At 41.9% G+C, this 20,205-nt stretch carries 19 protein-coding genes, 1 pseudogene and 1 other annotated feature; of the genes and pseudogenes, 5 read left to right on the top strand and 15 right to left on the bottom strand.

The features are described from left to right. A partial coding sequence (locus VN447_RS11495) for a sigma-54 interaction domain-containing protein (RefSeq protein WP_325525501.1) occupies nucleotides 1–1,498 on the top strand: 1,498 nt, incomplete at its 5' end. Nucleotides 1,499–1,612: 114 nt separating this feature from the next. On the opposite strand, the gene VN447_RS11490 is transcribed toward VN447_RS11495, so the two are convergent. The 6 genes from VN447_RS11490 to VN447_RS11465 form a co-directional block, all read right to left on the bottom strand. Then, on the bottom strand, nucleotides 1,613–2,359 hold the full coding sequence (locus VN447_RS11490; protein ID WP_325525500.1) for a DUF169 domain-containing protein: 747 nt from the start codon (nucleotides 2,357–2,359) through the stop codon (nucleotides 1,613–1,615). A gap of 141 nt (nucleotides 2,360–2,500) precedes the next feature. Beyond that, the gene (locus VN447_RS11485) at nucleotides 2,501–3,136 is read right to left on the bottom strand and encodes a TetR/AcrR family transcriptional regulator (RefSeq protein WP_325525499.1); all 636 of its coding nucleotides are present in this window, start codon (nucleotides 3,134–3,136) and stop codon (nucleotides 2,501–2,503) included. A 161-nt stretch (nucleotides 3,137–3,297) separates the two neighbouring features. Then, nucleotides 3,298–4,512 carry an MFS transporter gene (locus tag VN447_RS11480; RefSeq protein WP_325525498.1) on the bottom strand — a complete coding sequence of 405 codons (1,215 nt, stop codon included), beginning with the start codon at nucleotides 4,510–4,512 and terminating at the stop codon, nucleotides 3,298–3,300. Between the two features lies 1 nt (nucleotide 4,513). Next, a complete protein-coding gene (locus tag VN447_RS11475) occupies nucleotides 4,514–5,098 on the bottom strand; it encodes a TetR/AcrR family transcriptional regulator (RefSeq protein ID WP_325525497.1) in 585 nt (194 codons plus the stop codon). A gap of 334 nt (nucleotides 5,099–5,432) precedes the next feature. Beyond that, complete coding sequence (locus VN447_RS11470) at nucleotides 5,433–5,732, bottom strand: putative quinol monooxygenase (protein ID WP_325525496.1); 300 nt, start codon at nucleotides 5,730–5,732, stop codon at nucleotides 5,433–5,435. A gap of 31 nt (nucleotides 5,733–5,763) precedes the next feature. Next, nucleotides 5,764–6,336 carry a flavin reductase family protein gene (locus VN447_RS11465; RefSeq protein ID WP_325525495.1) on the bottom strand — a complete coding sequence of 191 codons (573 nt, stop codon included), beginning with the start codon at nucleotides 6,334–6,336 and terminating at the stop codon, nucleotides 5,764–5,766. A gap of 230 nt (nucleotides 6,337–6,566) precedes the next feature. Between VN447_RS11465 and VN447_RS11460 the strand changes: the two genes are divergently transcribed. Further along, complete coding sequence (locus tag VN447_RS11460; RefSeq protein WP_325525494.1) at nucleotides 6,567–7,061, top strand: spore coat protein; 495 nt, start codon at nucleotides 6,567–6,569, stop codon at nucleotides 7,059–7,061. A gap of 91 nt (nucleotides 7,062–7,152) precedes the next feature. Here the strand turns inward: VN447_RS11460 and VN447_RS11455 are convergent, their stop codons facing one another. Then, nucleotides 7,153–8,292, bottom strand: coding sequence for an HD-GYP domain-containing protein (locus VN447_RS11455; protein ID WP_325525493.1), 1,140 nt, complete (start codon nucleotides 8,290–8,292; stop codon nucleotides 7,153–7,155). A 331-nt stretch (nucleotides 8,293–8,623) separates the two neighbouring features. On the opposite strand from VN447_RS11455, the gene VN447_RS11450 reads away from it, so the two are divergent. Beyond that, nucleotides 8,624–9,166, top strand: a complete 543-nt coding sequence (locus VN447_RS11450) for a hypothetical protein (protein WP_325525492.1) — start codon at nucleotides 8,624–8,626, stop codon at nucleotides 9,164–9,166. Between the two features lie 131 nt (nucleotides 9,167–9,297). Here VN447_RS11450 and VN447_RS11445 read toward each other — a convergent pair whose 3' ends face one another. Further along, nucleotides 9,298–10,452, bottom strand: coding sequence for a glycerophosphodiester phosphodiesterase (locus VN447_RS11445; protein ID WP_325525491.1), 1,155 nt, complete (start codon nucleotides 10,450–10,452; stop codon nucleotides 9,298–9,300). 766 nt (nucleotides 10,453–11,218) lie between these two features. After that, nucleotides 11,219–11,455: a hypothetical protein gene (locus VN447_RS11440; RefSeq protein ID WP_325525490.1), complete on the bottom strand. Its 237-nt coding sequence runs from the start codon at nucleotides 11,453–11,455 to the stop codon at nucleotides 11,219–11,221. Nucleotides 11,456–11,733: 278 nt separating this feature from the next. On the opposite strand from VN447_RS11440, the gene VN447_RS11435 reads away from it, so the two are divergent. Together VN447_RS11435 and pheA are read left to right on the top strand one after the other, a co-directional pair. Beyond that, nucleotides 11,734–12,147 carry a flagellin gene (locus VN447_RS11435; protein ID WP_325525489.1) on the top strand — a complete coding sequence of 138 codons (414 nt, stop codon included), beginning with the start codon at nucleotides 11,734–11,736 and terminating at the stop codon, nucleotides 12,145–12,147. Between the two features lie 144 nt (nucleotides 12,148–12,291). Further along, nucleotides 12,292–12,515, top strand: a binding site (T-box leader). A 44-nt stretch (nucleotides 12,516–12,559) separates the two neighbouring features. Then, nucleotides 12,560–13,435 carry a prephenate dehydratase gene (pheA, locus tag VN447_RS11430; protein WP_325525488.1) on the top strand — a complete coding sequence of 292 codons (876 nt, stop codon included), beginning with the start codon at nucleotides 12,560–12,562 and terminating at the stop codon, nucleotides 13,433–13,435. 156 nt (nucleotides 13,436–13,591) lie between these two features. On the opposite strand, the pseudogene VN447_RS23295 reads toward pheA, so the two are convergent. The 6 genes and pseudogenes from VN447_RS23295 to VN447_RS11405 form a co-directional block, all read right to left on the bottom strand. Beyond that, nucleotides 13,592–13,879 (bottom strand): annotated as a pseudogene (locus VN447_RS23295) (class II fructose-bisphosphate aldolase); the annotation flags it as partial. 91 nt (nucleotides 13,880–13,970) lie between these two features. Beyond that, nucleotides 13,971–14,930: a 6-phosphofructokinase gene (pfkA, locus tag VN447_RS11425; protein ID WP_325525487.1), complete on the bottom strand. Its 960-nt coding sequence runs from the start codon at nucleotides 14,928–14,930 to the stop codon at nucleotides 13,971–13,973. A gap of 97 nt (nucleotides 14,931–15,027) precedes the next feature. Continuing rightward, nucleotides 15,028–16,764, bottom strand: a complete 1,737-nt coding sequence (gene ptsP / locus VN447_RS11420) for a phosphoenolpyruvate--protein phosphotransferase (protein ID WP_325525486.1) — start codon at nucleotides 16,762–16,764, stop codon at nucleotides 15,028–15,030. Nucleotides 16,765–16,781: 17 nt separating this feature from the next. Beyond that, nucleotides 16,782–17,039, bottom strand: a complete 258-nt coding sequence (locus VN447_RS11415; protein ID WP_325525485.1) for an HPr family phosphocarrier protein — start codon at nucleotides 17,037–17,039, stop codon at nucleotides 16,782–16,784. A gap of 236 nt (nucleotides 17,040–17,275) precedes the next feature. Then, nucleotides 17,276–18,178, bottom strand: coding sequence for an HPr(Ser) kinase/phosphatase (gene hprK / locus VN447_RS11410; RefSeq protein WP_325525484.1), 903 nt, complete (start codon nucleotides 18,176–18,178; stop codon nucleotides 17,276–17,278). A 37-nt stretch (nucleotides 18,179–18,215) separates the two neighbouring features. Next, nucleotides 18,216–20,105, bottom strand: a complete 1,890-nt coding sequence (locus VN447_RS11405; protein ID WP_325525483.1) for a PTS transporter subunit IIABC — start codon at nucleotides 20,103–20,105, stop codon at nucleotides 18,216–18,218. Nucleotides 20,106–20,205: the final 100 nt, after the last annotated feature.

Below are 20,205 nucleotides of genomic sequence, written 5' to 3'. Positions count from 1 at the left end.
TCATTACATACCAGTAATGATATATTACTTTTTTTATGATGAAAGGAAATTTTGCATGTCAAATTTACAAGATCAAATTACTGAATTAAAAAAACGCAACAAACTGTACGAAGAAATTCTTGATATGATGTTTCCTTCCATTTGCATTGATGATATGAATGGAGAAATAGTTTGGCTTAACCATGTTATGATGGAGGTTCTGAGAGATTTTGAGACGTTGGGAGATGTTGATCGTTCAGATGTCGTAGGTCAAAAAGTCGATAAAGTCATTCAAGATTTTGATTTTAAAAACAGCACTCTTGCATATACCAGAAAGAGCGGAAATCGCTCGGACGAACATTTTGTTCTTTCCACCGATAACACCGGTCGCCAAGTAGTCCACACTATGCAAACTTATCCCTTCTATTATGCAGGCAAGTTAGAATATATATATACGTTAGGATATTTAATTGATTTATATGAGAAAGAGTTTAATAGGTTTTCCGAATATAGGCGAAAGTTATTACTGGATAAAACAAAAAATTTGGGCGATACGCATTTTACTCTCTATGACATCGTGGGCGGCAGCCAAAAGATAAAGGAGTTAATTGCTCTGTCCAGACAGGCAGCGTTAACGAATTCCCCCATTTTGCTATATGGCGAGACCGGCACCGGCAAAGAGCTTTTTGCCCAGGGTATTCATAACGCCAGTTTATGTAACAAGGGGCGTTTTGTGGCGGTAAACTGTGCCGCAATTCCTGAAAGCCTTATCGAAACCATATTATTCGGTTCGAAAAAAGGAGCATTTACCGGCGCTCTCGATAAACCCGGGATTTTTGAAGATGCAACTAACGGCACTGTTTTCCTGGACGAACTGGATTCATTACCCTTATCTACGCAAGGCAAATTACTGAGAGTTTTGCAAGAAAAGCAGACTTATAGAATTGGTGATACACAAAATTACCCGATCAATTGCCGAATATTAAGCGCAACAAATCGTGAGCCGCGTCAACTGGTAGAAAACGGATTACTTAGACAAGATTTGTATTATCGGCTTGCTGTTGTGGTTTTAGAAATTCCGCCGCTGGTAGATAGGGAAAATGACATAACAGAATTAGCAAACCATTTTATTCAAAAATTCAATCAGGAGTTTAAACGCCAAATAACACACATTGATGATGATGTACTTACTGCTTTCTATGGCTATTCCTGGCCGGGCAATGTACGGGAACTGGAACATATAATTGAACAGATGATGATTTTTACAAATTATCCTCAAAAGAATCTTTCCCTGGATAATTTGCCACAGTATTTCAAAAAATTATTTACCATTCAACATCAAGACTCTAAAGATGACTTAGAAGATTCGTTGCATCAGAGCCTGGAGAATTTCGAAAAAAAAATTTTAGCAAAAACTTTGATGCAAACACAATGGAATATATCTCAAGCAGCACGGAAATTGGGTATCCATAGAGAAGCGCTTCATTATCGTATTAATAAATTTGGTTTAAAAAAATAAGTCATATACCTAGAGAAGGGCGGGTCCGGCTCATACAAGAAAAAGCTCCACAGCGGAAATATGCCGCTATAGAGCTTCGCGATTACAGATAACAGCTGGAATCGATTAGACTACTCACTTATTATGTTGAATGCGTTCAGCTACTTTATTCCATTCATGCTTATCAAGAAAACTGCCTGGTATATTGTCTTCCATCTCTCTAAACATGGCGTACGGCACACTAAATGATAGCAGATCGGCGTCGATATAAGGACGTGCCGAAATATCCGTCATTCCAATAACCGCCCTCGGGCGTTCCTGGGACGCTTCATTCCAGGCAAGCAGACAAGCAGTCATACAGCCTGACGCAAAGGGTGCAACAACATTATCATAGCCAGGACGACCATAATTGGCCAACACAACAAGCGCAGTCAATTGGTCAGGGTTGGCGTAAAGCACAACTACTTTCGGTTCTTCAGCATCAACTTCGGTCAGCGGTGTAAATACAACGTATTGCTCCGGTATACTAACAAGCGGAAATGACTCCATCCACTCTTTTGCCAGTTTAGGTGTCTTTTTGAAAGCCTCCGGCTCGGGTATTCCGTCTACCGGGGGTAATCCTTCTTTTCCTGTAGACAAAAAATACTCAAAGCCTTCCGAAAACTGATTTTTCAGTCCTAAGCCGATGCCGCCTCCCTCACAGCCAAACGTAGTACGGCTGAAAACGACCCGACGCCCCTTGGCAGCAGCTGTTAGCATAGCTGCAACACACCCCCAGCGTCCCTCCTTAAACTCCAGAGCACCTTGCGGTTTCTCGTTGGTAAATAGAATGGCGATAGGAGAATACTTGAGTTTTAGCCTCTGCGCAATTTCACTTTGCATAACGGATTGCCTCCTTTTTTGTGTTGACTGTTTCCTATTCACTCAACTGTTTGCTTAGGTTTACAATCCCCCTTTCTCACTAAATATAGCGACCTTAAACTGACCCGGGTCAATTACAGGGTAAAAAAAGATGCGTAATTCTTACGCGAGCCTATTATGGGCTATGGATAATTCGAGTACACCTTCCTTGATTCCCAGGATTTTTTCTAACACGGCTTGGGCAATTTTTCTTTTGTTGGTAAAGACTTCGGAAGGTTCCTGGAAAATAGAGGCTTCCCATAAACAGCTCAGCGTACTCCAGAAAAACGTAATGGTTTCTTTTATACAAACCACATGCATGGTTTCTTCCTGATTGCCCTGTTGAATTATGTCAGCAAGCAGCGGGTTAAAGACGTTTTCGACCTGATTTCCCCATGCTTTATAATCTAAATTGAAATTTTCTTCATCCCACAGCCTTTTAAAAAGAAGATCAAGCTGACTGGGAAGAAACAGATACTTAATAAATAATTGTAGTTTGGGCAAGGCAGTGAGCTGACGGCTTTCCTCTTTGAAGGAAGTGGCCTGATCAGTTGCCCAGCGGTTGTAAATCGCTTCCAGGATAGCTTCTTTGGAAGGAAAATAATAGTAGAAGGTACCTTTAGCAACGCCGGCTTTTTTTACAATATCAATGATCATGGTTGTTTGGTAGCCAGTGGAAGTAAATAACTCCAGCGCTGCATCCATCAGCTCTGCCCGCCGGACTTCAGCTTCTTTTATGATTCTTGCAATGATAAACACCTCTTAACTGGTCTTTCCGATCCTATTATCAAAGAGATGCGGAAGTAGTTTACTAGCAGTCGCAAAACTGACCTGGGTCAATTTGATTTTATAAAAATAGTATCTGTATTGTCAAGAAAAAAGTTGCGGAATGGATGCACCATTGGAATTGATTCTTCATTTTACGAATTCGGAGACTTGATAGAGTAATTCGAATTTTGCCGCCTACCAAAAATCTGATAAAGAAACCAATAGATGATGAAAAACAATATTGACGATATATACATGATTGAATAACTGGTCATCGCAGCTATAGCCCCCAACAAAATAGCGCCTAACCCAATTCCTAAATCAAAAGAATTAAAAAAAGTTCCCATTGCGTGTTCGCGCCGATTCACCGGCACAACATTGATGCACCAAGCCTGTAAAGCAGGGAATGCGGCCCCCATACCTGTTCCATACAAAGCGGCGGCGATAATGAGGGAAGTCGTGGTCGAAGCCGTAGCCAACAAAAAAGTGCCAGTACTGCAAAGAATGGCAGAAGCTCCGATAATAATTCCCGGTCCTTTATGATCAAATATCTTCCCCGCGACAAAGCGTACAAGTAATCCAGCTACGGCACTCACAAAAAAGAAGTAGGCAATATTGGGAATTGCGGCTTCTTGCGCAAATAACACAACAAAAGACAGAACACCTCCGAAAGACATGCCGAGCAATAAGGCTAGGATAGACTGCAGCAATACGCTTTTTTCTATGAAGATATCAATCAGCGAGTTCTTTTCCTGTATTTCCCCCTGGAGAGGTTTTATTTCATCTTCAGTTACCAGTGGACTATCAACTGCCCAAGTAATGAAAACGGTAAATAGCAAAATGAGTGTACCGACTCCAAAGACGCTGTCAAAACCATGCTGATCCATGAGCCAGATACCCAGAAAAGGACCAATCGAAATACCGATGGTTTCGCCTACCCCGAAATAACCAAGCCCTTCACCCCGCCGGTTTGCCGGGATAAAGGCAGCGGCAAAGGTCGCGTATAGCGTAGTTGCCACGCCAAATCCCAAGCCATGCAGCAGGCGGATAGCAAACGTGCTTAGACTGGAGGTACTCCAATAATAACAGGCAGTAGCCAGCATGCAACCTGCGACGCCTAAAACCAGCAATGTTTTTTTATTAATGGCATTCCCCAGATTGCCGGTTAGCACGCGGATAAATATAGCTGAGAATGTAAAAGCCCCCATAATAAGACCGACTTGCGAACTGGTTCCTCCATTCTTAGCTATGAATACCGGCAATGTAGGCATTAACATATCAAAAACCATAAACATCAATAAATTTGATACAGCTAGAATAATAAAATCTTTATTCCACAAACTTTGTCCTGTAGCAATATCGTTCATATTAATCCTCCTCTTCCTTTTGTGAATTGATAAGCCCATTCCAGTAAATGTCCCAGAATATACGTAATGAATGATCAAAGTCCTGTGGTGTTTCAAAAAATAGTTGTGTAAATAAACCATCCAATAACGTGATAAAAGAAGTTGGCCCATCATCCGGATTAATGCGTAAATTGGGTTCTTCCAAAAATTTCGGTTGTAAACATTTTTTTAAATGAGTAAGGAACAAATGATAATTTTGCGAGAAGTAATTCTGAAGCAAATTCGGAGGAATAAAAGTTAGTAAGAACATGAAACCATTGCTGTCATTGTCAAGATAGCGCTGTTTATAATCAAGCAATAAAAGGTATAGCGTATCTTTTAACGATAACTCTTTGTATTTATCGAAAAAGAACTGTAAAAAGCCGATTTCCTCTTCAAGTACCGTTTTGTTAACTTCTAATAATAAATCATCTTTGCTCTTGAAGTGGAAATAGAGCGACTGTTTTTTCATTCCCGCCTCTTGGGCAATATGAGATAGTTTTGTTCCTTCATAGCCGAATTTTAAAAAATGCTTAATAGCTATTTTTATTAAGTTATGTTCGCACATAAATCCTCCAAAATAGATTAATTCACCTGACCACGGTCAGGTGAATTAATCTTAGCATAAGTAAAATGATCTATCAACCGAATTAATTGAAAAAAAAGTGTCGATTAATTACACGTCTTAAGAATGCTCCCGCATTTCATCTTGATGACCAATGTGGCCATAATTTTATGTTAATGTAGCCTCCACCAACTACGGATGCGAGATCCATATTTATTTTTGAACCATTCCTACTTCTTTTGTTGATCGAAGCAGATTTGGCGCAGAATATTAGATAAAAAAGACCTCTATTCCAGGCACATAGTGCTGAAATAAAGGTCTCGCTATAGCAGTCTACTTATTTACTGATACCAGCAATTTCTTCGTATAGAGCAATCGATGGTTTTTCTGACAACAAACTGGCAATCGTTTTAAACAACTCTTTCAGATATGGTGTAGACCCGTGAAAATCGAGCGCGGCTTTATCAACATACTTTTCATAAAAAAGAAACTTACTTGCATCCTCCTGCGAACGGTGCAGAACATATTGCAGCGTACCCTGTTCAACTTCCACCTTGGGTATTACCGATTTTAGGGCATTTTCAAGCTCTAGTTCTTTACCTTCTTTAGCCTTCATCGTAGCTACTAAAACAATCATGAAAATCCTCCATTCATCTAGATACTAGCTTTTATTTTTTCAGTTTTAAACCAAGGGAATATGCCTTTCCTAAATTCTCTCCTGTTCCATAATACTCCCTTTCTGGCGGGCTATATGAAAGCGGGTCTACTTTTCCCAAAACCGGTAGACCATTGTCGCCTAAAACAGCTTCGTCTGCTTTTACATCCACTATCTCCCCAATAAACTGGGTATGAAGACCAAGTTCGATAGTATGCAGCAACCGGCATTCCAATATCAGCGGAAACTCCTGGACATACGGAGCGTCAACCAGATCGCTTTTAACAGGAGTCAGACCGGCAACCGTAAATTTATCTGTGTCTTTCCCGCTAGCAATGCCAGCATAATCAGCTTCACTGACATACTTCCGGGAGGGTATGCTGATAGTAAACGCCTTATGTTTGAGAATATTGTCGTAGGAGGCGCGGATCTTTTGCAAAGACACCGCCACACACGGAGGCGCTGAGCAACAAATACTACCCCAGGCGGCAGTCATTATGTTCGGTTCACCATTCTCCCCATATGTTCCTACCACCCAAACGGGAGTAGGCATGGCAAAGGTCTTCGCGCCTATTGATTTTTTCATAGCTCCACTTCCTTTACTATTGTTTAAGCTTCCCAAATATTTTTATCTGATGTAATGATAGATAATAATATACTTTTTTGCAAGTACGCACTTTTTTGTAGCATAGTTTCTATTTAGGTACTGCTAAAAAATCGATCCCACCCATCGACAATTAATCCAAAATTTTGGTTAGCGCCGCATGACAATAGATATCTTGGGAAAACTAAGAAAAACCAAAGGAGGCTAAAACTATGGCATTACAACTTACCCAAAAAGAAACACAACTGCTGGAAGACCAAAAAACCCATGAGAAAGTATGTATCGAAAAGTATCAACAATATGCCTCGCAAGCTAGCGACCCACAGCTTAAGCAGTTATTTCAATCTTTCGCCCAGCAGGAACAGCAGCACCTAAACACGATTACGTCCATAATGAACGGACAAGTTCCCACTATGAATCAAGGGCAACAGGCACAACAATCATCTCAATCTCAATCCAATCAAGCAACTAATCTAACTTCACAGTCTTCACCTTCTTCTGCCACCGCCAGTAATGCAGACGCCATGATCTGCAACGATATGCTGATGACAGAGAAATATGTCTCTAACGCATATGACACAGCCATTTTTGAATTCAAAGACACCAATGTGCGCCAGGCCTTGAACCATATCCAAAAAGAAGAGCAAAAACACGGCGAAGGTATATTCAACTATCTAAGCAGTAAAGGTATGTACAACGTACAATAACGAAACACTCATCTGAAATAATAAAGACTGCCTACAGGCAGTCTTTATTATTTATTGGAATACAACTGAGCATGTCGCTGTATCCAGGCTGTCATGCATGTTCCATTTTTGTATGGTATACCTGTGCACGATCAGCATAGGCCTGTGCATAACTAGAATATAATTCTTCAATATCTAAGATGAAGAGTTCAGGGTTTTTCAGCAAATCAAGTTCCACAATCCGATTGATGTCACTACCGTCTTCACTGGACGTAACGCGAACTACGGGAGTCGTTTTGCTTTTTAATCCAACGCCAAGGATCAAGCCGCTTTGCTGGTTATTAAGCCGAACCGTTTTACCCATGGGGTAGATGGCAACATTCTGATTAAACCTTTCTACAATAGCCGGATTAAAATACTCTCCTGCAGCTTTGTTCAGAATAGCGACTGCATAATATACAGGTGTAGGTAGACGATGAGGCATCCCGACGATCAAGCGGTCATAGACATCGGCAATGCTGATAATTTGAGCATACTCGGAGATGGCGTCCCCCTTAAGACCCATGGGATAGCCGCTGCCGTTCCAACGTTCATGATGTTGAAAACAAGCGTTAATAACATCGGTTGACAGGGTACGATTTTCCCGCAGAACCTCCAAAGAGTAGAAAGAATGTCGTCGGTACTCTTCTCTTTCATGTTTTGTTAAATAGTTGGGAAACTGCAGCGCTAATTGCCTGGGAAATTTAATCTTGCCGACATCATGAAGCATGGCTGCTAAACCCAGTTCACCTAACTGCTTGGCATCATACCCCATAGCAAGCCCGGTCATAACTGACAAAATACAAGTATTGACGGCATGAGAAAACATATACTCTTCTTTACGGCGTAAATCCAGAAGGTGAATCATATTTTCCGGTTTCTGGCTAAGCTGGTCAATTAAATCACTGACAATATTTTTGACTCTATCGAGTTGTATGCCTTTCCCGACACGAAAATGGTTAATTACCTCATGTGCAGCGTCCATCGCTTCTTGCTTATGTTTTGGATCATAGAAATCTTCTTCATCCTCAACTGTATCTCCAGTTTCTGTTTCGCCAACAAACAAAGAAGTAATCCCTTTTTTACGAAGATACTCAATGTACCGTTCCTTCACTTCTGTGCCCTCATGGAGTAAAACTGTGCCATCAGCTAAAATGAGTGGTTTTGAAAGGTACATACCTGGCTGTATTTCCTCTAAAGTTATACTCTGCATTGGAACTCACCTCCCATGAAACCCTGTTACTCAGCAGTTCTCTTGTATATCTCTATTATATATATCGAAGATAGAGCACAAATTCTTAAAGCAACATGGGAAAGTTTACTATGGCCTACCTTTGGCCCTACGCTCTACAGTATATACCGAGAGGTTTTTCCAGCGGTTGTCATACTTTTGTCATATATCTATGGTAATCTTTGGGTAGGTCAATGGAAAACACCGGTTCATCTAGTGGATGATCAGTAGTTACTCACTTCTTCCGGTAATCCGGTGCACAGGCATTATTAAATGGCCTACCATAATTTAATACCATAATTAGGGAGGATACATGATGAAGAAGAAAATTTTAACGATTCTCACGGGAGCCATGTTAACCGCAAGTGTCAGCTTCGCCGCTCCAATTACTGACTTACAGCACGGTGAAAGCACTATTGGTTACAATTACTATAACTTAGATGCCAATGGAGAAAATATTGACACAGATAGTTTCTATCTGGAAAACGCAATCGCAGATAAAGTGATTGTCGGCGTTGAAAGAAACTCCTACTCTATTCCAGGCTATGACACCAAAACAACTGATGTCTATGCGCACTACAAGCTTGACCCGAATCTTCGTCTCATTGTTGGCAGCCGTGACTACAGTGACGGCCCAAATAAAATGTTTTACGGTATAGGGGCCAGTACTAACTTAGCCCCGAAGGTTGATGGCTACGCCTCGGTGACGACAAGCAGTATTGCTACAGAGTGGCAAACAGGAGTAAACTACAAGTTGACTAATCAAGCTTCGCTCCATCTTGGCTACAAATCATACAAAGAAGACGGTGCCGCAACGCTTGATGGTATAGGGTTTGGTGCTAACTATAAGTTCTAACTTATCCTGGATAGGACCTAATTCTGTCTAAGCTAAAATAAACTATACTAAGCAAAATACTACCAGAAGCAGTCTCTATATGACTGACTCTGGTAGTATTTTTTATCAATATTCTGCCATGCGCTTATTTACTATTCTGCTGCATCTCCACCTTTGGAAAGCTGCTTACCTTCAGTATTCATTATATTTGTACCGGTATGGTAAGGACTATCAACATTCACGGTAGGTTCAGCTACAGAAATACCTTTTTTGATAAGCACGTCGCGCAGGATCCATGGCTTATCCGTGATAAGGCCATCAACGCCCATGTCAATGAGCATGTTCATCGCTTTGGGGCTGTTAACAGTCCAGGGAACAACCTTCATCTTCAGGTCATGGGCTTCACTAACCAGCTGGGGAGACAATTCCTCCCAGTACGGAGATACAATGTCCGCTCCAATATCTTTAGCAGCTTTTACATAATTACCATGATAATTATTAATGTTTAGGCCCGCCAGCCAAGGGGATGGCTTTTTGTCGCCAATCTTCAGGTAACAGCCGTCTACCCATCCCCAAGAAGGCTGCTCGCAGGTCAAAGCGACCAGGGCAATATTCGAATCAAGTCTATGCATAATTTTAAGTGTTCTCCAGTCAAATGACTGCAAGAATACCCTATCTTCCATATGATACTTCTTTACAACTTCATAGACTGCTTTTACAAACTTCTCCGGGTCAGGGTTATTCTTATAATTTGGATCAGCCGGATCGGCATATGATTTGGTCTCAATGTTAAAAAATATTTTGTCATTGCCATAGGAATTTGCTAACTCGAATACCTCTTCCAGTGTAGGTATTTTTGTTCCCGGAACAGACACCTGGGTTTTGCCATGACCTTCATAATAATCACCAGCCGCCGAATTCATGGTTCCAACATCAAACCGTTTAACTTCCGCCAACGTCATGGTTCGAATATCATATGTTCCACCTTGCACATATTTGCCGTCCGGCCCTTTAGCAAGGTTTGGATTCATCACAGGATTATGGCTAACTACAATTTGACCGTCTTTGGTCATCTGTAAATCCATTTCCAATGTCGTTACGCCTAGTTCCAGGGCATAAGCAAATGAGACCAGCGTATTCTCCGGACGAGCATCGCGTCCACCGCGATGGGCTTCAAAATCAAAAATCTGGGGGTTAGCTTTAGCCTGCGCTACCTGCACATCAGCAAAAGTGATGCCTGTCGTTAACATTACTGTCGCTGCACCTGCCGCCAGGAAGCGTTTCCAATATTTCTTTTGGTTTTTCATTTAATAATCTCCTCCCCTAACAATAAAATCAAGCTGTCTCAATTATCATATTTAACGCAATATTCCACCATCAGTAAATTACTGATTTTCCCATAAGAAAAAACGCAAAAAATGAGTAAGAAAAATTCCTACTCATTTTTCACAATAGAACAATTCAAAAAAAAGAGCCTCTCGGCCCTATAATCTGCAGACAGCAAGTCGTTCTTTGACTTTCTCTTGAGAAGTTATTAAAAACGTTTGCCCTTTAAAATCATTAATCGGTCCTGGGGTTATTACTCTCTCGACTACTAAGTCCCAGATTACCTCGTTTATCAGAAATATATCACTTTGCGCCAAATTTGTCTCTACCAAACCCAACGTCTTGTAAATATCACTAATTGCAAAAGTGTTAAAATTCCAATCATAGAGAGACTCTAGCATCCTCTCCAGTATTTCACATTTATTTATAACAATCACCTCTTTGTTATTTTCTTACATACTTCGGCAAAACCTAAATAGTTCCTTTGCTTACCATGAAAAAAGAGCCCGAAGGCTCTTAAATCTTTCGATTCTCTATAAGATACAAAAACATATAGGCCGTGATTACAATACCGATCATTAACCCCGACATCATACCAGTTGTGAAAGAGTGTATTGACATTCTCATCACTCCTTGTTTTTGCTTAGGTTACCTATGTATCTTTAAATTTTATTTGAAAAACGGCAAAAAAATAACTGCCAGCGCGTGGATCGCCGGCAGTTTTCTTTGCGATTTTAATTAACAAAATCAATCCCACTCAAATGTCATAGTAACGGTCAATTGATCACCATCTGGTTTAATACTATAGTAAGAACAAGATGACAGCACTTTTTGAAAAGATCTAAATTGTTTTGGAGATTCTCCAGTAATTTCGGGGACTCTAATAATAACAAGTGCTTTATTCTGAAAGTTTTCCACGATACTTACGTTATTTGAAACCAGCTTAATACCAGATAAGATTCGAATAAAGGCTGATCGCTTCACAGGTAGACCCCCCCTTGTATTTGATGTTATCTATAATTATACCACATTACATAAAGACTGCGCAGATTATTAATCCACCAGTATTTGGACAGGTCTCTCACAAGATCAGCCGCCCTTTAGGCGGCTCATACCAGTTAACTGCCTGGTCTTCATAGAACTTTAAGAATTTAGATGCGCGAAACTTAAATTTGACTAACTTTTTTGCATAACCCATCTTGACATTATATATATCTGGAATCATAGTAAGATTAAGGAAGAAATCCAGGAGGTGGAAAAACATGTCATTGATAAGCCTCAATATTTCAAGCATGGATTATCAATCTTCAAAATCACAAACGGCATATAGTACAGCTACAAATCGGCTTACATCAGGCCTCCGAATAAGTTCTGATGGTACTGATGATGCAGCTGGACTGGTAGTTAACGAGAAGAATAAATCTACCACTGACGATTTAAATAAGCGGATTGGCCCTGCCTATTCAGTAGAGTTAAGTAGCAACCAGAATGCAACAGTATCATTACAAAACCAGTCATCCCGTTTGTCAGAAAGCGAATCTAGAATACTTGATGCAGACGTAGCAGCAGAAGCGGCAAACCTCGTAAACTTACAAACATCACAGCAATCAGGTATTGCAGCATTGGCGCAGTCAAATTCTGCTCCTAAAGCATTACTTTCTCTTTTAAGGGGATAGCACTGTCTTATCAAATAGAGATATATGCATTTTGAATTGTTACGGTTGAAAAACCCTACTTGAACTTGCTATATTGCAAACAAATATGCACTACCAGTTGACGTTTGTTTTTGAGTATACTATAATTTATTTAACTGAAATATCCAAATGGTAATGATGAATGAAAGTAATTGCCTGTTGTTATACAGAGAGCTAGTGGCTGGTGCAAACTAGTTGGCAACGGTAATGAAGTTCCTTTCTGAACTGCAGGCTGAAAGTTACAGTAGGCCGCGCCGTAAAGCTACGTTATAGCTGCTGAGTAGATGTATCCTGAACTATTTTCTTTGATACATCAATTTGGGTGGTACCACGGCTATGTCGTCCCTAATTTAGGGACGATTTTTTATTTCTATTTATATAAGGAGTTGAGCTCATGAGAAGAAAATTCTTACCCATTTCAGCGCTGATATTATTGTTACTGCTGTTAACTACCAGCGCATTCGCCAGTGTAAGCTACCTAGGTCCCGCGGGAACATACACTGAAGAAGCAACCATTCTCTTTTTTGGTGAAAAAGAATCCATTACCCCGGCGACAACAGTGCCCGAAGCGTTAAACCTTGTAAAAAGTGGACAGTGCCAATACGCAGTAGTACCTGTTGAGAATACAATCGGTGGACCAGTCTATAACTATCTGGATGCAGTAGTTAACGATGCTGATTTAGTTGTCATCGGTGAGGTAAACCTACCGATCCGGCAGACTTTGCTTGCCTTGCCTGGAGCTAATATTAAGGAAATAAAAACAATCATGTCCCACCCGCAGGGCATCGCCCAAAGTAAAGACTGGGTAAAAGTTAACCTACCAGGAGCTAAACTAGTCGAAGTCTCAAGTACAGCGGAAGCGGCAAAACGTGTTTCTGAAATGGGTGATAATACTGCTGCAGCAATTGCCGCCTCTCGTACCGCGCAGGTATACAATTTATCAATTCTTGCAAACGATCTTCAGTACACCAAGGATAATGTTACCCGTTTCTGGGTAATCACTTTAAAACAAAACCAGGTTCAAGGAAATGAACGCTCAGCCCTGGTCGCGCAGGGTCCGGCACAATATCTGCCAGGTCTTCTATCCGATATCAGCCGCAAAGGATATAAAGTGGTTAGTATACATGATCGACCTGCTAAAACACTCCTTGGAGAATACATCTATGTTGTCGAATTAACAGGCGGTAAGCCTGGCGAGTTAAATGAAGTAAGCAAAAAATACGAGAAAAATTTGAAAATCAGGATACTCGGATCATTTAACGCTAAGTAATGTTCTCAACTGTCGCACTATACTCAACTACTAAGCTCGCGTTTGTTGGAGGAAACCAAACCTACATAACAAAAAGAACCCGCGAAATTCGCGGGTTCTTCATCATTTCGAAAACAAAACCGCCCACGAGGTCAGGCGGTGTAAGATTTACTAGTTTTAGGTAGAATTAGTACCATAAGAAATAAGATTAAGCAGAAATCGACTTTTAAAACAGCAATTGTTTATAGTGATGAATGCTGCCCCGTGATCCAAATGTAAGACAACAGGAATATCGTATTTATCCACGGCTGCCTTGGCCATGGCAACCGTAAATTCCAATCCCATATATTTTAAGGCTCCCTCAGAAACTCCAAAGATTACTGGTGACCGCTCCTCAGCGGCCGCTTCAATGATTGCCTGCGTGAACTCTAAATTATTTATATTGAACCAGCCAACTGCATACTTTTTTGCCTGCGCAACAACTACTTAAATCGCCCATAGATACTAAAAACATCATATCCGTCCTTTCTATTTTCGTTTAAAATCATTAGTAAGACTAGATTGACAAACTATGAGCTAATTCATATAAAGATAACTGCAAGCAATGCTTCTGGCTTAAAGCCTCCTCTAGCGGCACCGCAACCATTTGTTTGTTTTGCACACCAACCATAACCCCGAACTGCCCCTCTATAAGAAGATCGACGGCCTTTGCTCCCATTTGACTGCCCAGTATCCGGTCAAAAGCAGATGGGGGCCCCCCACGCTGGAGATGACCAAGCACAGTGACTCTCGTTTCAAATCCCGTTCTTTCGCGAATGATTTCACCAATTTTACTGCCTGAGGAAACACCTTCTGCCACAATTATAATACTGTGTTTTTTGCCACGTTTTTGTCCTTGAGACAAACGGAAGACAATATCGTCCATATCTGCTTCTGTTTCCGGAATCAAAACTGATTCAGCGCCACCGGCCACTCCGGACCACAAGGCGATATCCCCTGCATGCCTTCCCATTACTTCAATCACATAGGTCCGTTCATGAGATGCCGCAGTATCCCTAATTTTATCAATGGCATAAATTGCCGTATTGACTGCAGTATCAAAACCAATCGTATAATCTGTGCAGGCAATATCATTATCGATCGTACCCGGTATACCAATGGCGGGAAAACCCAGTTTTGTCAATTTAAGTGCTCCATTGAAGGATCCGTCTCCCCCAATGACCACTAGCCCGTCTATTTCATGTTCTCTCAGATTACGTAAGCCCTGTTTCTGTCCATCCTCTGTTTTAAAACCCTCACAGCGGGCGGTTTGAAGAATAGTGCCACCTCGATGGATAATGTCTCCCACACTACCTAATCCTAAAGGAATGTAGTCACCATCTATTAACCCCTGATATCCATGTTTGATTCCTACTACTTCCATTTGCTTGAATATTCCCCTTCTCACCACGGCTCGAATGGCCGCATTCATCCCTGGGGCGTCTCCGCCGCTTGTCAAGACGGCTATCTTTTTCATTTTACTCCCTCCCTGAAGGTTCATAGTCGATCACAGTCAAAAAACCAGTAATCGTTCAATCACAAATAGTCCTACACAGTGTATCTGTTCCCTATTCTCATCGCAACCGGGCAATAGCTGGGACTTGTTGTTCAACGAAATTCTTTATTTCTTCGGCGTTATCCATCCCCAGGACAGCCTGGACTATGCGCTGCGCTTCTTTGTAGGTTAACTGGCTTAGTAAAGAGCGGGCAGGCAGAATCGAACTTGCGCTCATACTAAACTCATCCAGTCCCATACCCAGCAAAATGGGTATAGCCACTAAATCACCAGCCATCTCTCCACACATACCAGCCCATTTTCCCGCTTTATGAGCTGCTGTAATGACGCCTTGGATCAGGCGTAACACCGCTGGATTAAACGGTTGATAAAGATACGCCACTTTTTCATTCATCCGGTCGGCAGCCATAGTGTACTGAACTAAGTCATTTGTCCCGATACTGAAAAAATCAACTTCTTTTATAAATTGATCGGCTAAAACGGCGACAGCAGGAATTTCGACCATGATGCCGACTTCCATTTTTGCGTTAAAAGGAATATTCTCACTGGCCAATTCTTGTTTAACCGCTTCAAGCATCTGATTCGCCGCTCTAAGTTCTTGCATTGTAGCAATCATCGGATACATTAACTTAATGTTGCCATAGGCGCTGGCGCGCAAAATCGCCCTAAGCTGGGTCTTGAAGATTTCGGTCCGGTCAAGGCAAAGGCGAATAGCCCGGTATCCTAGGAAAGGATTCATTTCCTTAGGCATATCCAGATAAGATAATTCTTTGTCGCCACCAATATCCAGGGTGCGGATGACAACAGGCCTTTGCGTTCCAAACATCATTGCAACCGCTTTATATGATTCAAATTGTTCTACTTCAGAAGGCAGTTCATCCCTGCCCATATATAAGAACTCGGTACGGTATAATCCAACTCCCTCGGCGCCGTTAGCTATTGCCCCTTTCGCATTTTCTGGATTTCCAATATTTGCTGAAAGTTCTACTTGAATCCCGTCCTGGGTAATAGAAGGTTGATTTACTAGTCTTTTGACTTCTCTTTGGCGTACTTCGGACTCAACTTTCTTTTCCCGGTATTTTTCGATCAAATCGTCTGATGGATTTACAAAAACGGTTCCTTCATAGCCGTCAACAATCACAAAATCTCCTGGTGCAGCCTTCTCCGTAATATCCTTCAGCCCGACAACGGCAGGAATCTCCAGCGAGCGGGCCATAATCGCAGAGTGAGAAGTACGCCCGCCAATATTCGTCACAAAACCAACCACTTTATTACGGTCTAATTGAGCCGTATCCGAGGGTGTCAAGTCATGTGCAAACAAAACCACATTCTCCGCAACATCCGCTAAAGATATCGACTGAACGCCTAAGAGCCGCTTAAGCAGCCGTTGGCTGACATCCCTTAGGTCAGCAACACGTTCACGAATATACTCGTCCTCAATACCGGCAAAAACATTTAGAAATTGTTCCGTCACTTCTTGGACAGCCGCCTCCGCATTCATTGCTTCCACTTTAATTTTTTCTTTAATACCACCGATATATTCGGGATCATTAAGCACCATGATATGGGCGGCAAAGATAGCCGCTTTATCCTCGCCAAGTTTTTGCCGGGTTGTCTCCTGAATTTCTTTGATTTCCCGAGTTGCCTGGCAAAGAGCTGCTTCAAGGCGCTCTATTTCGGCATCCACACCTTCTGATGAGATGGTTCGCTTACTCACCAGTATTTCTTGTTCTTGTAATAGCAAGGCCGTTCCCAGAGCATAACCTGAGGCGGCAGCAATTCCTTGATATGCCATTGTCGCTCTCCCTCCCATTACTCCGCAAGTGATTCCAGAAAATCACTAATGGCTAGCAAAGCTTCCGCTTCTTGTTCGCCAGCCGTAATGATGGTCACTTGTTCATTTGCGCCTATTCCTAAAGCAAGTACATTCATGATGCTTTTCGCATTGGCCTTTTTATCCCCTTTGACCAAAGTAATTTCGCAAGGGAAACCACTTGCCTTTTGCACAAGCATGGCTGCCGGCCGTGCATGTAGCCCTGTAGGATTTTTAATCATAACTGTTCTTTCCATTTATCATCAACATCCCTTCGATAATTTTTATCTTGCTTCATTCATTGTTTTCTGACCTGAATACGCTGTGCAATTCCCCCCCTTCTTTATTGCAAAATAAACAAAAAAGCATGAGCCAACACCCCAATAAATAGTATCCACTATCATTGGAACATGTACTCATGCCTGATCGAGTCAGTCACACGTCTCAACCTATTTAATTTTTTGTATGATCCAGAATCCATCCCTAAACCCTTTTATTTGAATAGAAAACCCAGAGCCGACCCCTGTAGTAAATTACTTTTAGCTCTTAACCGATTCTGTATCACTGCGACTTCAATAATGCTGGCTAGATTTCGCCCAGGACGAACCGGAATAGTGATTTCGGGAATCGCCCTCCCTAAGATTTCGCGTGTTTGAGGCGGGTCTATTCCCAAGCGATCGTACATTTTCCCTTGCTGCCATTCTTCCAAATGAACAATTAAATGAATATCTTTTTCATCCCGTACAGCGCCTGCGCCAAACAACAGCGTAACATCAACAATTCCGATACCGCGTAGCTCCAACAAATGGCGAATATTACTCGGAGCTGTGCCCCGTATACTTTCTTCATCGACCCGCCGCACTTCCACAGCATCATCGGCAACCAACAAATGCCCGCTTTTTATTAATTCCAAAGCTGTTTCACTTTTTCCGATCCCGCTCTCTCCGGTAATTAAGACACCAACACCATATACATCTACTAATACGCCATGAACAAGCATACTTGGCGCCAAATGATTGGTAAGATAGCGAATTAGCAAATAGAAAAGTTGAGTAGTAGAGCGGTGCGTCGTTAACAGGGGAATATTCCGCTCATCGGCTATTTCGATAAACTCTGAGGGAATCGGCAATCCCCGGGTAATAATTACACAGGGGATTTCAGCAACCATTACTTGGGCAAGGTGTTTACGCCGCACAGATTCGTCCAGTTGTTGGATGAGACCCAGTTCAGTTCGTCCGTATACCTGAATACGCGCTGGAGTCAAATATGTTAAAAATCCTACCAGTTCCGCGCTAGGACGTTTTAAGCTATAATCTGTAATTTCTTTGTTTAATCCGTTTTGCCCCGCTTGGACCTTAAAATCAAATTCATCAACTAATTGACTAACTTGCAACATATCCTTATCACTCTTACCTTATTATTATTTTCTCTCACTATTTGACCATATTATTCCGTTTAAATTGTAAGATTGTATCTTCTCCCGCAGTTACCTCTTCAGCAGGAGTTACCTCTACCTCTTTCATTCCGGGGATAACGATAGATACTATCGCTAATGAATCAGTCGTTGCAATATTTCGCGAATCTGTTTCAAAAATTTTTTGTCCTACAACAATTTGTTGCCCTTTAGCAATCAGAAATTTATATTTCTGATCCGCCAACAAAGCCGTATTGGTTAACGAATGAATTACCACCTCGTATCCGTCTTCTGTTTTTATCGTCAAGGCGGGTTCCGTAGAAGGCAGCTGAGTCACTTTACCAGCTACAGGCGCCAGGCAAAGAGCATCCGAAGTTTGGATTGCCACACCGTTTCCTAGCGAAGATTGTTCAAAACCGCTATCCGCCAATTCCTTTAGTTGAATGATCTTGCCGCTTACAGGTGCTATAATTCTTATGCGAGTATCATTAGTCGCTGCATAACCGGGTTTATAGTCACTCGCCACAATGCTGGCAAGCGGGCTTCCCACAAGCCTGCTGATTTCCTCTTTTAAATTGTCAGATTGCGTACCAAAAATGATTTGCAGGTTCCTGCCCATCTCCATAATTCCAGCCGCACCTAACGCCTGCAACCTATACTTTTTAACCAGTCCCGGTTGTTTAACGGTAACCCGCAGCCGGGAGATACAAGCATCCAGCGCATCAATATTGGTACCCCCGCCCAGCGCTTCCAATACTTTGGGGGCCAAATCCTCAGCAGTAAATTTCTCCATCTCACTCGCCGTTTCATCCTCCCGCCCGGGCGTTTTCAAATTTAGCTTATTTATCACCACATGAAAAACGCCAAAGTACAGAATGCCGATAGCCAAACCAATCGGCCATAGCAACAGCTGATTATGCCCATACTTATAGGATAACAAATAGTCAATGAACGACGCGGAAAAAGTAAACCCTAAATGAACATCTAATAGACTTGTAACTAAACCGGAAATACCAGCCATTAACACATGAAATACAAACAACTGCGGCGCTGCAAAAACAAATGCAAACTCAATCGGCTCGGTAATTCCTGTTAAAAAAGAGGTTAACGCCGCGCTGGCCATAAATCCTGCAATGCTTTTTTTACGTTCTGGCCGTGCATTATGATAAATCGCTAACGCCGCGGCAGGCAGCCCGAACATCATAATTGGAAATTCACTGGCCATAAAGACCCCTGCCGTCGGATCACCAGCAAAATAGCGATAAAAATCGCCTTTAATACTCTGCCCATCGGCTGTCATATAATGACCAAACTCATATAAAAAAGCAGGATAATATACATGATGCAACCCGACAGGTATCAGCAGCCGTTTACCGGCGGCAAATAAGGCCGGGCCAGCACTCGAGCTAACGGCAGCATGACCCACTATATCAATAGCATACTGAAGTCCTGGCCAAATAATTTTGAAAATCAACGCAATGACTACGCCAGCGACTGCCGTGATAATCGGCACAAAACGCTTTCCAGCAAAGAAACCTAGAAATTCTGGCAGCCTGATTTGATAAAACTGCTTATACAAAATGGCAGCAGTAATCCCCATAACAATGCCGGAGAATACCCCGGTATCCATACCGGGACTTAAAGACTTCAGTACGGCGAGCATTATCAGTTGCCCGACAACAGCGGCTAAGGCTGCAACCGCTTGTCCGCCGGAAAAACCAATTGCCACACCAACCGCAAATATTAGCGGCAAATTTGCAAAAACTGCCAAACCGGCTTCCCTAACTGCAGGCATATTGAGCAAATCTTTTTCCCCGAACCGTAAGAGTAATCCGGCCGCCGGCAAAACAGATACGGGGAGCATCAATGATTGTCCGAGCACTTGTAGATATTTAAATGTATCTCTCATTCACTTTCCCCTAATATTTTACTAGTATTGAGAAAATGTTTACAGAAAAGCACCTGTGCTCCTGGGGGTGCTTTTCTGTAAAATATCCAATTCTTACAAC

The organism is Sporomusa sp. (assembly GCF_035561155.1).
Taxonomy (GTDB): Bacteria; Bacillota; Negativicutes; order Sporomusales; family Sporomusaceae; genus Sporomusa.
This window is presented reverse-complemented; position numbering and strand designations above follow the sequence as displayed.